This is a genomic window from Serratia sp. JKS000199, from assembly GCF_900215455.1.
Lineage (GTDB): Bacteria > Pseudomonadota > Gammaproteobacteria > Enterobacterales > Enterobacteriaceae > Serratia > Serratia ureilytica.
In genome coordinates this window covers 4,355,714-4,369,267 of record NZ_LT907843.1, presented here as the reverse complement: position 1 = coordinate 4,369,267, position 13,554 = coordinate 4,355,714, and the positions used below count along the sequence as shown (strand labels likewise).

8 protein-coding genes, 1 tRNA gene and 2 rRNA genes are annotated in these 13,554 nt (G+C 57.2%); 9 read left to right on the top strand and 2 right to left on the bottom strand.

The annotated features are described in order from the left end of the window. Window positions 1-144 precede the first annotated feature (144 nt). The 6 genes from rbsD (at window position 145) to rbsR (ending at window position 5,958) form a co-directional block, all read left to right on the top strand. A complete protein-coding gene (gene rbsD / locus CPH57_RS20705; protein ID WP_033652331.1) occupies window positions 145-564 on the top strand; it encodes a D-ribose pyranase in 420 nt (139 codons plus the stop codon). A gap of 7 nt (window positions 565-571) precedes the next feature. Further along, a complete protein-coding gene (gene rbsA / locus CPH57_RS20700) occupies window positions 572-2,077 on the top strand; it encodes a ribose ABC transporter ATP-binding protein RbsA (protein WP_096242695.1) in 1,506 nt (501 codons plus the stop codon). Window positions 2,078-2,083: 6 nt separating this feature from the next. Next, window positions 2,084-3,052 carry a ribose ABC transporter permease gene (rbsC, locus tag CPH57_RS20695; protein ID WP_025304730.1) on the top strand — a complete coding sequence of 323 codons (969 nt, stop codon included), beginning with the start codon at window positions 2,084-2,086 and terminating at the stop codon, window positions 3,050-3,052. A gap of 24 nt (window positions 3,053-3,076) precedes the next feature. Further along, complete coding sequence (rbsB, locus tag CPH57_RS20690; protein WP_025160300.1) at window positions 3,077-3,964, top strand: ribose ABC transporter substrate-binding protein RbsB; 888 nt, start codon at window positions 3,077-3,079, stop codon at window positions 3,962-3,964. A 61-nt stretch (window positions 3,965-4,025) separates the two neighbouring features. Then, complete coding sequence (gene rbsK, locus CPH57_RS20685; RefSeq protein ID WP_069100087.1) at window positions 4,026-4,952, top strand: ribokinase; 927 nt, start codon at window positions 4,026-4,028, stop codon at window positions 4,950-4,952. 4 nt (window positions 4,953-4,956) lie between these two features. Then, complete coding sequence (gene rbsR, locus CPH57_RS20680; RefSeq protein ID WP_096242694.1) at window positions 4,957-5,958, top strand: ribose operon transcriptional repressor RbsR; 1,002 nt, start codon at window positions 4,957-4,959, stop codon at window positions 5,956-5,958. On the opposite strand, the gene mdtD is transcribed toward rbsR, so the two are convergent. Then, window positions 5,955-7,370 (bottom strand): multidrug transporter subunit MdtD, encoded by a 1,416-nt coding sequence (mdtD, locus tag CPH57_RS20675; RefSeq protein WP_096242693.1) that lies wholly within the window; start codon window positions 7,368-7,370, stop codon window positions 5,955-5,957. The two genes, rbsR and mdtD, sit on opposite strands and share 4 nt — an antisense overlap. 67 nt (window positions 7,371-7,437) lie before the next feature. Further along, a complete protein-coding gene (locus tag CPH57_RS20670) occupies window positions 7,438-8,127 on the bottom strand; it encodes a FadR/GntR family transcriptional regulator (protein ID WP_096242692.1) in 690 nt (229 codons plus the stop codon). Between the two features lie 483 nt (window positions 8,128-8,610). Between CPH57_RS20670 and CPH57_RS20660 the strand changes: the two genes are divergently transcribed. The 3 genes from CPH57_RS20660 to CPH57_RS20650 all read left to right on the top strand — a co-directional run bounded on the left by CPH57_RS20660 (window position 8,611) and on the right by CPH57_RS20650 (window position 13,463). Next, window positions 8,611-10,152 (top strand): 16S ribosomal RNA (locus CPH57_RS20660). A gap of 88 nt (window positions 10,153-10,240) precedes the next feature. Then, a tRNA-Glu gene (locus CPH57_RS20655) sits at window positions 10,241-10,316 on the top strand. Window positions 10,317-10,555: 239 nt separating this feature from the next. Then, window positions 10,556-13,463: ribosomal RNA gene (locus tag CPH57_RS20650) — 23S ribosomal RNA — on the top strand. The 16S and 23S rRNA genes sit together here with 1 tRNA gene alongside, the layout of an rRNA operon. The last annotated feature ends 91 nt before the right edge of the window (window positions 13,464-13,554 follow it).

Below are 13,554 nucleotides of genomic sequence, written 5' to 3'. Positions count from 1 at the left end.
TGAGCCCCTTTTGTTTGCGCTTTCTCCGTGCGCGAACGAAACGTTTCGATGACGATCACACTTCTGCATTGTCCGGGTTGCCTTCCCCTGACGTTTTTTTACACTCCTCCAGAGAGCGAAACGTTTCGCTAGCGGAGTGAGAAGATGAAAAAAGGCGTATTACTGAATTCCGACGTGTCTGCCGTGATTGCCCGGTTGGGGCATACCGATCAGCTCACCTTGTGCGATGCGGGTTTGCCGATACCGGCGGTGACGCAGCGCATCGATCTGGCGCTGACGCAGGGCGTGCCGACCTTCATGCAGGTGTTCGCGGCGGTCACCCAAGAGATGCAGGTAGAAAGCGCCATCCTGGCGGAAGAAATCGTGAAACAAAATCCGTCGCTCCACGAGGCATTGTTGGCTGAACTGACCGCACTGGGCCAACGCCAGGGCAATACCATCGGCGTGCGTTATATCAGCCATCAGGCGTTTAAAGCGCAAACCGAGCACAGCCGGGCGGTGATCCGCAGCGGGGAGTGTTCGCCTTACGCGAACGTGATCCTGTGCGCCGGCGTAACTTTCTGAGGCGTTTATGCAACCTTTACTGCAACTGAAAGGGATTGATAAAGCCTTTCCCGGCGTGAAGGCGCTTTCCGGCGCCGCTCTCAGCGTTTATCCCGGCAAGGTGATGGCGCTGGTGGGGGAAAACGGCGCCGGGAAGTCCACCATGATGAAAGTGCTGACCGGCATCTATCAGAAAGACGCCGGCAGTCAGTATTTTCTCGGTAAAGAGGCGGCGTTCAACGGGCCTAAAGATTCGCAGGAAGCGGGCATCGGCATTATTCATCAGGAGCTGAACCTGATCCCGCAGCTGACGATTGCGGAAAACATCTTCCTCGGCCGCGAGTTCGTCAACCGTTTCGGCCGCATTGACTGGAAGCGCATGTACGCCGAGGCCGATCGCTTGCTGGCGCGCCTCAACCTGCGCTACAGCAGCCACCGGCTGGTGGGCGAGCTGTCGATTGGCGATCAGCAGATGGTGGAGATTGCCAAGGTGCTGAGCTTCGAATCGAAAGTGATCATCATGGACGAACCGACCGATGCGCTGACCGACACCGAAACCGCCTCGCTGTTCAAGGTGATCAACGAGCTGAAGGCCGAAGGGCGCGGCATCGTCTATATCTCGCACCGTCTGAAAGAGATCTTTGAAATCTGCGACGACGTGACGGTATTTCGCGACGGGCAGTTCATCGCCGAGCGGCCGGTGAGCGAGCTGCAGGAAGATTCGCTGATTGAGATGATAGTCGGTCGCAAGCTGGAAGAACAATACCCGCGCCTTGATTTACCGCGCGGGGAAAAGCGGCTGGAAGTCAGTCATCTTTCCGGACCCGGCGTTGAAGACGTCAGCTTTACGCTGTATCGCGGTGAGATCCTCGGCGTGGCCGGCTTGATGGGCGCCGGGCGCACCGAATTGATGAAGATTCTGTACGGCGCCGCGCCGCGCAAGGCCGGCACCGTCAACCTCGACGGCCGCGAGGTAGTCACCCATTCGCCGCAGGATGGATTGGCGAACGGCATCGTCTATATCTCGGAAGACCGTAAGCGCGACGGCCTGGTGCTGGGCATGTCGGTAAAGGAAAACATGTCTCTGACCGCGCTGCGCTACTTCAGCCGCGCCGACGGCAGCCTGAAACAGGCCGACGAGCGGCAGGCGGTGGGGGACTTCATCCGCCTGTTCAATATCAAAACGCCGTCGATGGAGCAGCCGATAGGTCTGCTTTCCGGCGGCAATCAGCAGAAAGTGGCGATCGCCCGCGGCCTGATGACCCGGCCGAAGGTGCTGATCCTCGATGAGCCGACGCGCGGCGTCGACGTCGGGGCGAAAAAAGAGATCTATCAGTTAATCAACCAGTTCAAACAGGAAGGGCTGAGCATCATTCTGGTGTCTTCGGAAATGCCGGAGGTGATGGGCATGAGCGATCGCATTCTGGTGATGCACGAAGGGCATCTCAGCGGCGAGTTCCCGATTGAACAGGCCACCCAGGAAGCGTTGATGGCGGCAGCCGTCGGCAAGCAATACGGCGTAAAGCAGGAGTAATCAGATATGAGTTCCCAGACTATCGCAGCCAAGCGCTGGTTCAGTAAAGAATGGCTGTTAGAGCAGAAGTCGTTGATTGCGCTGCTGGTGCTGATCGCCGTGGTCTCTTCCATGAGCCCGAACTTCTTCACCCTGAACAACCTGTTCAATATTCTGCAGCAGACCTCGGTCAACGCCATTATGGCGGTGGGGATGACGCTGGTGATCCTCACTTCCGGCATCGATCTGTCGGTGGGATCGCTGCTGGCCCTGACCGGCGCGGTGGCGGCGTCGATCGTCGGCTTTGAGGTCAACGCGCTGGTGGCGGTGGCGGCGGCATTGGCGCTCGGCGCCGCGATTGGCGCCTGCACCGGGGTGATCGTCGCCAAAGGCAAAGTGCAGGCCTTTATCGCCACGCTGGTGATGATGCTGCTGTTGCGCGGCGTCACCATGGTGTACACCAACGGCAGCCCGGTCAACACCGGTTTCACCGATGTGGCCGACACCTTCGGCTGGTTCGGTATTGGCCGCCCGCTGGGCGTGCCTACGCCGATCTGGATCATGGCGATCGTGTTCATTGCCGCCTGGTATATGCTGCACCATACGCGCCTGGGCCGCTATATTTATGCCCTGGGCGGCAACGAAGCGGCGACCCGCCTGTCCGGCATCAGCGTCGATAAAGTGAAGATTATCGTCTACTCGCTGTGCGGCCTGCTGGCGGCGCTGGCCGGGGTGATCGAAGTGGCGCGCCTGTCGTCGGCGCAGCCGACCGCCGGTACCGGCTATGAGCTGGACGCCATCGCCGCCGTGGTGCTGGGCGGCACCAGCCTGGCCGGCGGCAAGGGCCGCATCGTCGGCACGCTGATCGGGGCGCTGATCCTCGGCTTCCTGAACAACGGCCTGAATTTACTGGGTGTTTCTTCCTACTACCAAATGATCGTGAAGGCAGTGGTGATACTGCTGGCGGTTCTGGTAGATAACAAAAGCAACAAGTAACCTCCCCCTACAGGAATCACGATGATGAAAATGAAAAAACTGGCAACCTTAGCCTCCGCCATCGCGCTGAGCGCCACCCTGAGCGCCAATGCCATGGCTAAAGACACCATCGCGCTGGTGGTGTCCACCCTCAACAACCCGTTCTTCGTCTCGATGAAGGACGGCGCGCAGCAAGAGGCCAACAAGCTGGGCTACAACCTGGTGGTGCTGGATTCCCAGAACAACCCGGCGAAAGAGCTGGCCAACGTGCAGGATCTGATGGTGCGCGCGCCCAAGCTGCTGTTGATCAACCCGACCGACTCCGACGCGGTGGGTAACGCCATCAAGATGGCCAACCAGGCTAAGATCCCGGTCATCACGCTGGACCGCGTGGCGAGCAAGGGTGACGTGGTGAGCCACATCGCTTCGGATAACCGCGTAGGCGGCAAAATGGCCGGTGATTTCATTGCCAAGAAAGTGGGCGCCGATGCCAAGGTGATTCAGCTGGAAGGCATCGCCGGCACCTCTGCCGCGCGTGAACGCGGTGAAGGCTTCAAGCAGTCGCTGGATCAGAATAAATTCAAACTGTTGGCCAGCCAGCCGGCCGATTTCGATCGCACCAAGGGCCTGAACGTGATGCAGAACCTGCTGACCGCGCACCCGGATGTGCAGGCGGTGTTCGCCCAGAACGATGAAATGGCGTTAGGTGCGCTGCGCGCGCTGCAAACCGCCGGTAAAACCGACGTGATCGTGGTAGGCTTCGACGGCACCGCCGACGGCGTGAAAGCGGTCGAAGGCGGCAAGCTGGCGGCGACCGTGGCGCAGCGTCCCGATCAGATCGGCGTGATCGGCGTGGAAACCGCCGATAAAGTGCTGAAAGGCGAAAAAGTGCCGGCGACCATCCCGGTCGATTTGAAACTGGTCACTCAGTAAGTCATACCAGCGCCATCGGAACGGGGCGTTTACGATGGCGCGCAATTCAGGAATCAATGCGATGGAAACAGGTAAGCTGGTGGTTCTGGGCAGCATCAATGCCGACCATATCCTCAATATTGAACAATTCCCCCACCCGGGCGAAACGGTGATCGGGAAGCAGTATAAGGTGGCGTTTGGCGGCAAGGGCGCGAATCAGGCGGTGGCGGCCGGGCGCAGTGGGGCGGAGATCGCCTTTATCGCCTGCGTGGGTGCCGACGATATCGGCGAGCGTGTCCGCCGGCAGCTGGCGAGCGATCGCATTGATACCCAACCGATTGAAGCCATCGCCGACAGCACCACCGGCGTGGCGCTGATCTTCGTCAATGCCGAAGGCGAGAACGTGATCGGCATCAATGCCGGCGCCAACGCCGCGGTGACGCCGGATTACCTGGCGCGCTACCGGCAAAAAGTCATCGACGCTGACGCCCTGCTGATGCAGCTGGAGTCGCCGCTGGAGACGGTGATCGCCGCCGCCCGCCTGGCGAAGCAACATCAAACGCAGGTGATCCTCAACCCGGCCCCGGCGCGCGAGCTGCCGGACGAGCTGCTGGGGATGATTGATATGATCACCCCGAATGAAACCGAAGCGCAGCGCCTGACCGGCATCGCCGTGGACAGCGACGCCGATGCGGCGCGCGCGGCGCAGGCGCTGCACGACAAAGGCATCGCGACGGTGATCATCACCCTCGGTAGCCGCGGCGTGTGGCTGAGCGAAAACGGCAACGGCAAACGGGTGCCCGGCTTCAAGGTGCAAGCGGTGGATACCATCGCCGCCGGCGATACCTTTAACGGTGCGCTGGTGACTGCCCTGTTGGAAGGCAAAGTCATGGCCGACGCGGTGCGTTTCGCCCATGCGGCGGCGGCGATCGCCGTGACCCGCCCCGGCGCGCAGCCTTCGGTGCCGTGGCGTGAAGAGATCGACGCCTTCTTGCAGCAGCAGGGGTGATCCTTTGGCCACCATGAAAGATGTCGCCCGCCTGGCGGGCGTTTCAACCTCTACCGTGTCGCATGTGGTCAACAACAATCGCTTTGTCAGCGACAGCGTGCGCGACAAGGTCATGGCGGCCGTGGAACAGCTGAACTATGCGCCTTCCGCGCTGGCGCGCAGCCTGAAGCTCAATCAGACGCGCACCATCGGCATGCTGGTGACCGCCAGCAACAACCCGTTTTATGCCGAAGTGGTGCGCGGCGTGGAGCGCAGCTGTTATGAACGCGGCTACAGTTTAATCCTGTGCAATACCGAAGAAGACGCCGCGCGCATGAACCGCAGCATGGAGACGCTGCTGCAAAAGCGCGTCGACGGTTTGCTGCTGATGTGCACCGAAAACCACCGACCATCGCAAGATGCTCTGAGCCGTTACCCGTCACTGCCGATCGTGATGATGGACTGGGCGCCGTTCGAGGGCGCCAACGACATTATTCAGGATAACTCGCTGCTGGGCGGTGAGATGGCGACCGATCATCTGATCGCCCGCGGCTACCGCAAGATTGCCTGCATCGCCGGCCCGCAGGATAAAACCACCGCTCGCCACCGGCTGGAAGGCTACCGCAACGCGATGCGTCGCGCTGGATTGCCGGTTCCGCCAGGGTATGAAGTGCATTGCGACTTTGAGTTTGAGGGCGGGGTGAACGCCATGCGCCAACTGCTGGCGCTGGATGAGCCGCCGCATGCGGTGTTTGCCGGCAACGACGCGGTGGCGGTAGGCGTTTATCAGGCGCTGTATCAGGCCGGGCTTTACGTGCCGCAGGATATGGCGGTGATGGGCTACGATGACATTGAGTTGGCCCGTTATCTGGCGCCGCCGCTGAGCACCATTCATCAGCCGAAGGATTCGCTGGGCGAGCTGGCGATCGATGCGCTGATCAACCGCCTGCAAAACCCGGAGCGCGCGCCCCAGGTGCTGGTGCTGACGCCCGAGCTGGTGGAACGCGCCTCGGTGGGCCACCGTTAACTGGCCGCCTTCGCTTCTTTCTTGCTTTCCTGGCCGCTGATCAAGTTGCGGCCATCTTTCCTTCTCAGCAACATAAATACCAGCGCCGACGCCACGGTGACGATCCCCATGGTGATAAAGGTGTAATGGAAGTGGTCGATCATCGTGCCTAACGACAGGGATTCGTAAAAACGCAGCACCGCCGCGCTGATCGCTACGCCGAAACTGATGGACAGCTGTTGGGTGACCGCCAGGACGCTGTTGCCGGCGCTGGCGTTGGCGTCGTTCAAATCCGCCAGGCTGATGGTATTCATGGCGGTGAACTGGGTGGACATCGCCATGCCCAGTACGAACAGCGGCAGGATCATCAGCCACAGCGGCATGCCTGGGCTCTGCAGGGCGAACTGCGCGATCAGCGCTCCGATGATAACGGTGATGCCGACCAGCGTTTTACGGTAGCCGAACCAGCGCAACACCTGAGTGACGGTGGATTTCGCCATCAGCGAGCCGATGGCGGTCGGTGCCATCATGCAGCCGGCGACGATCGCCGTGTAGCCAAATCCCACCTGCAGCATGAGCGGCATTAAAAATGGCACGCAGCCGGTGCCCAACCTGGACGCGACGTTGCCGGCGATGCCGACCGAGAAGGTGCGGGTTTTGAACAGGTCGAGGCCGATCAGCGGCTGAGGATGACGGCGGGCGTGCGCGATGTAGCCGAACAGCATCACGAAGCCGCTGAGCAGAATGCCCAGCGAAACGTAGCTTGCCAGTACCCGCTCGCCAAACAGCTCCAGCCCGGTGGAGATCAGCACCAGGCTCAGGCCGAACAGCATGAAGCCAAGAAAATCGAAGCGGCGTTTGGGCGTGGTGAAGTCCGGCATGTACTTGCGCGCATAGAAGATGCCGAGCAGGCCGATAGGGATATTGATCAGGAAAATCCAGTGCCAGGTGGCGTAGGTGACCAGCCACCCGCCCAGCAGCGGCCCCAGAATCGGCCCGACCAGGCCGGGCATGGTGACGAAGTTCAGCACCGGCAGCAGTTCGCTGCGCGGGTAGGCGCGCAGTAGCGCCAACCGCGCGACCGGCATCATCATCGCGCCGCCGATGCCCTGCAGCACGCGAGAAGCGACCAGCGCGCTCAACGTGGGAGAGAGGGCGCACAGCAGTGAGCCGAGGGTGAATAGCGTGACGGCGAAGATGAACACGCGGCGGGTGCCGAAGCGGTCCGCCAGCCAACCGCTGACCGGGATCAGCATCGCCACCGTCAGCGTATAGCTGATGACGGCAGATTGCATCGCCAGCGGCGAGTGCCCGAGGCTGTGGGCGATCGCCGGCAGCGCCGTGTTGAGGATGGTGGCGTCCAGCGCCTGCATAAAGAACGCCATTGCGGCGATCCACGGGAGTCCTGCCATACTGCGCGCGGATTGGGTCATGGTCGGTCCTGGTTAAATGGTCGTCTCTCCCTCATCTCTTTCTTCTATCTATAAGCGGGGAGCGTGTCTAGTCTTTCTCTTTCAGCAAAACTTGGCAGGCGACGAGGGCGCCTGCGCTGTCTCCGGCGAGTATCGCATCGACGATAGCCTGATGGTGGCGCAGCTTGATCACTTCATTGCCGGTGATGGCGCGGAAGTAACTCTGATACACCGAACTGAACAGGTTAGCGAACGAGGTCAGGAACGGATTGCCGCTGGCCTCGTAGATGAGCTGGTGGAATTGAGTATCGACCTGGATCCAGCGCTCGCGATCAAACTGGGTATGCAGCGCGCACATCTCCGCCATCAGTTCCGCCAGCAGTTTGGTTTGCTGTGGGCTGGCGTGGTCTGCCGCCAACGCGCAGGCCTGCGGTTCCAACGAAGTGCGCAATATGAGGAAGTGTTGCATCACCTGATCGAAGTTTTCCCGCGTCATCCACCAGGTCAGTAAATCCTGATCGAGGAAATTCCATTGGCTTTGCGGCATCACGCGGGTGCCAATGCGCGGGCGCGGCAACAACATGCCTTTGGCGGCTAACATCTTTACCGCTTCGCGCACCGCTGTGCGGCTGACGCCGAATTGCTCGCCCAGTTCCATTTCACCGGGCAGGATGCTGCCGGCCTGATAATCGCCTGCCAGAATTTGTTGGCCGAGTTTCTCTGCAAGCAGATAAGAAAGATTGCGTTGGGCGGCCTGTTGTTGTGCATTTAACGGCATGGCTGCGGGTCCTTACTGACATCGTTATTTCTATTTTACTCCAGCGATCGCCAGCTTTTATGGCTGTTTGCCTGAAAAAGTGACATAAATTCGTCGCTTTTTCGCCCTTTTGCCGAAAAAATCCGCGCTTGAAAAGTTTTTTGCATTTAGGGGTTGCGGCCCGCCGAGAACTCCCTATAATGCGCCTCCACTGACCGGGAACAACGACTGACAAGCCGCCGGGTCAGCGAGAGAAAAGCGAAATAAACGCTTGACTCTCCGGGTGAAAAGCGTAATATACGCCACCTCGAGTTGGCAAGCGAAAGCGCCTAACTCACTGCTCTTTAACAATTTATCAGACAATCTGTGTGGGCACTCCACAAGACGATATCCAGCATCTTCGGATGCAAAAAAATATCAAGTCTTGAAGAGTGACTAACTGAAGTAAAATTCATGCAGTAAATCTTTGAGCATCGCTTCTCGAGTGGAAGCAAATCAAGCTTTTAATTGAAGAGTTTGATCATGGCTCAGATTGAACGCTGGCGGCAGGCTTAACACATGCAAGTCGAGCGGTAGCACAGGGGAGCTTGCTCCCTGGGTGACGAGCGGCGGACGGGTGAGTAATGTCTGGGAAACTGCCTGATGGAGGGGGATAACTACTGGAAACGGTAGCTAATACCGCATAACGTCGCAAGACCAAAGAGGGGGACCTTCGGGCCTCTTGCCATCAGATGTGCCCAGATGGGATTAGCTAGTAGGTGGGGTAATGGCTCACCTAGGCGACGATCCCTAGCTGGTCTGAGAGGATGACCAGCCACACTGGAACTGAGACACGGTCCAGACTCCTACGGGAGGCAGCAGTGGGGAATATTGCACAATGGGCGCAAGCCTGATGCAGCCATGCCGCGTGTGTGAAGAAGGCCTTCGGGTTGTAAAGCACTTTCAGCGAGGAGGAAGGTGGTGAGCTTAATACGCTCATCAATTGACGTTACTCGCAGAAGAAGCACCGGCTAACTCCGTGCCAGCAGCCGCGGTAATACGGAGGGTGCAAGCGTTAATCGGAATTACTGGGCGTAAAGCGCACGCAGGCGGTTTGTTAAGTCAGATGTGAAATCCCCGGGCTCAACCTGGGAACTGCATTTGAAACTGGCAAGCTAGAGTCTCGTAGAGGGGGGTAGAATTCCAGGTGTAGCGGTGAAATGCGTAGAGATCTGGAGGAATACCGGTGGCGAAGGCGGCCCCCTGGACGAAGACTGACGCTCAGGTGCGAAAGCGTGGGGAGCAAACAGGATTAGATACCCTGGTAGTCCACGCTGTAAACGATGTCGATTTGGAGGTTGTGCCCTTGAGGCGTGGCTTCCGGAGCTAACGCGTTAAATCGACCGCCTGGGGAGTACGGCCGCAAGGTTAAAACTCAAATGAATTGACGGGGGCCCGCACAAGCGGTGGAGCATGTGGTTTAATTCGATGCAACGCGAAGAACCTTACCTACTCTTGACATCCAGAGAACTTTCCAGAGATGGATTGGTGCCTTCGGGAACTCTGAGACAGGTGCTGCATGGCTGTCGTCAGCTCGTGTTGTGAAATGTTGGGTTAAGTCCCGCAACGAGCGCAACCCTTATCCTTTGTTGCCAGCGGTTCGGCCGGGAACTCAAAGGAGACTGCCAGTGATAAACTGGAGGAAGGTGGGGATGACGTCAAGTCATCATGGCCCTTACGAGTAGGGCTACACACGTGCTACAATGGCGTATACAAAGAGAAGCGACCTCGCGAGAGCAAGCGGACCTCATAAAGTACGTCGTAGTCCGGATTGGAGTCTGCAACTCGACTCCATGAAGTCGGAATCGCTAGTAATCGTAGATCAGAATGCTACGGTGAATACGTTCCCGGGCCTTGTACACACCGCCCGTCACACCATGGGAGTGGGTTGCAAAAGAAGTAGGTAGCTTAACCTTCGGGAGGGCGCTTACCACTTTGTGATTCATGACTGGGGTGAAGTCGTAACAAGGTAACCGTAGGGGAACCTGCGGTTGGATCACCTCCTTACCTAAAGATATTGATTCGAGTGGCGTGCTCACACAGATTGTCTGATGAAAAAGTAACGAGCAAAAGCGTCATAAAAGTACGGTGTCGTGTCCCCTTCGTCTAGAGGCCTAGGACACCGCCCTTTCACGGCGGTAACAGGGGTTCGAATCCCCTAGGGGACGCCAAGCTTCCGACCCACCCGGTGAAAGCGGCGGTCTCAAGTATCTGACGATACACCATATCTTAAAGATGACTTCCGAGTCATGTTTAAGATATTGCTCTTTAACAATCTGGAACAAGCTGAAAATTGAAACATGACGGCTGAAATTTGTCCCTCCGTAGATGTATTGGGATAAAGAGTAACCTGTCATAGAGTCTCTCAAATGTTTGCAGCGCGAACGATGGAAACATCTTCGGGTTGTGAGGTTAAGTGACTAAGCGTACACGGTGGATGCCTAGGCAGTCAGAGGCGATGAAGGGCGTGCTAATCTGCGAAAAGCGTCGGTAAGGTGATATGAACCGTTATAACCGGCGATACCCGAATGGGGAAACCCAGTGTGTTTCGACACACTATCATGTCATGAATACATAGTGGCATGAGGCGAACCGGGGGAACTGAAACATCTAAGTACCCCGAGGAAAAGAAATCAACCGAGATTCCCCCAGTAGCGGCGAGCGAACGGGGAGGAGCCCAGAACCTGAATCGGCTTGTGTGTTAGTGGAAGCGTCTGGAAAGTCGCGCAGTAAAGGGTGATAGCCCCGTACACTAAAATGCACAGGTCGTGAGTTCGATGAGTAGGGCGGGACACGTGACATCCTGTCTGAATATGGGGGGACCATCCTCCAAGGCTAAATACTCCTGACTGACCGATAGTGAACCAGTACCGTGAGGGAAAGGCGAAAAGAACCCCGGCGAGGGGAGTGAAATAGAACCTGAAACCGTGTACGTACAAGCAGTGGGAGCACCTTCGTGGTGTGACTGCGTACCTTTTGTATAATGGGTCAGCGACTTATATTTTGTAGCAAGGTTAACCGTATAGGGGAGCCGTAGGGAAACCGAGTCTTAACTGGGCGACTAGTTGCAAGGTATAGACCCGAAACCCGGTGATCTAGCCATGGGCAGGTTGAAGGTTGGGTAACACTAACTGGAGGACCGAACCGACTAATGTTGAAAAATTAGCGGATGACTTGTGGCTGGGGGTGAAAGGCCAATCAAACCGGGAGATAGCTGGTTCTCCCCGAAAGCTATTTAGGTAGCGCCTCGTGAACTCATCTTCGGGGGTAGAGCACTGTTTCGGCTAGGGGGCCATCCCGGCTTACCAAACCGATGCAAACTCCGAATACCGAAGAATGTTATCACGGGAGACACACGGCGGGTGCTAACGTCCGTCGTGAAGAGGGAAACAACCCAGACCGCCAGCTAAGGTCCCAAAGTCATGGTTAAGTGGGAAACGATGTGGGAAGGCATAGACAGCCAGGATGTTGGCTTAGAAGCAGCCATCATTTAAAGAAAGCGTAATAGCTCACTGGTCGAGTCGGCCTGCGCGGAAGATGTAACGGGGCTAAACCATGCACCGAAGCTGCGGCAGCGACGCTTAGGCGTTGTTGGGTAGGGGAGCGTTCTGTAAGCCGTTGAAGGTGGCCTGTGAGGGTTGCTGGAGGTATCAGAAGTGCGAATGCTGACATAAGTAACGATAAAGCGGGTGAAAAGCCCGCTCGCCGGAAGACCAAGGGTTCCTGTCCAACGTTAATCGGGGCAGGGTGAGTCGACCCCTAAGGCGAGGCTGAAAAGCGTAGTCGATGGGAAACAGGTTAATATTCCTGTACTTGGTGTTACTGCGAAGGGGGGACGGAGAAGGCTAGGCTAGCCGGGCGACGGTTGTCCCGGTTTAAGCGTGTAGGGGGTGTGACCTGGTAAATCCGGTTGCATGCTAACCCTGAGGCGTGATGACGATGCACTACGGTGCAGAAGTAGTTGATGCCCTGCTTCCAGGAAAATCCTCTAAGCTCCAGGTAACATTAAATCGTACCCCAAACCGACACAGGTGGTCAGGTAGAGAATACCAAGGCGCTTGAGAGAACTCGGGTGAAGGAACTAGGCAAAATGGTGCCGTAACTTCGGGAGAAGGCACGCTGGCATGTAGGTGAAGTCCCTTGCGGATGGAGCTGAAGCCAGTCGAAGATACCAGCTGGCTGCAACTGTTTAATAAAAACACAGCACTGTGCAAACACGAAAGTGGACGTATACGGTGTGACGCCTGCCCGGTGCTGGAAGGTTAATTGATGGGGTCAGCCGCAAGGCGAAGCTCTTGATCGAAGCCCCAGTAAACGGCGGCCGTAACTATAACGGTCCTAAGGTAGCGAAATTCCTTGTCGGGTAAGTTCCGACCTGCACGAATGGCGTAATGATGGCCAGGCTGTCTCCACCCGAGACTCAGTGAAATTGAACTCGCTGTGAAGATGCAGTGTACCCGCGGCAAGACGGAAAGACCCCGTGAACCTTTACTATAGCTTGACACTGAACATTGAGCCTTGATGTGTAGGATAGGTGGGAGGCTTTGAAGCGTGGACGCCAGTCTGCGTGGAGCCATCCTTGAAATACCACCCTTTAATGTTTGATGTTCTAACTCGGCCCCATAATCTGGGGTGAGGACAGTGTCTGGTGGGTAGTTTGACTGGGGCGGTCTCCTCCCAAAGAGTAACGGAGGAGCACGAAGGTTAGCTAATCACGGTCGGACATCGTGAGGTTAGTGCAAAGGCATAAGCTAGCTTGACTGCGAGAGTGACGGCTCGAGCAGGTACGAAAGTAGGTCTTAGTGATCCGGTGGTTCTGAATGGAAGGGCCATCGCTCAACGGATAAAAGGTACTCCGGGGATAACAGGCTGATACCGCCCAAGAGTTCATATCGACGGCGGTGTTTGGCACCTCGATGTCGGCTCATCACATCCTGGGGCTGAAGTAGGTCCCAAGGGTATGGCTGTTCGCCATTTAAAGTGGTACGCGAGCTGGGTTTAGAACGTCGTGAGACAGTTCGGTCCCTATCTGCCGTGGGCGTTGGAAGATTGAGAGGGGTTGCTCCTAGTACGAGAGGACCGGAGTGAACGCACCACTGGTGTTCGGGTTGTCATGCCAATGGCATTGCCCGGTAGCTAAGTGCGGAAAAGATAAGCGCTGAAAGCATCTAAGCGCGAAACTTGCCTCAAGATGAGTCTTCCCTGGGCCTTCAAGGCCCCTGAAGGAACGTTTAAGACTAAGACGTTGATAGGCTGGGTGTGTAAGTGCAGCGATGCATTGAGCTAACCAGTACTAATGATCCGTGAGGCTTAACCTTACAACACCGAAGGTGTTTTTAGAGAGATTTTCAGCGACGTTCCAAGATTGGTTCTGATGGCTTCATGGAAGTGAAGCGGTTGGAATGAAAC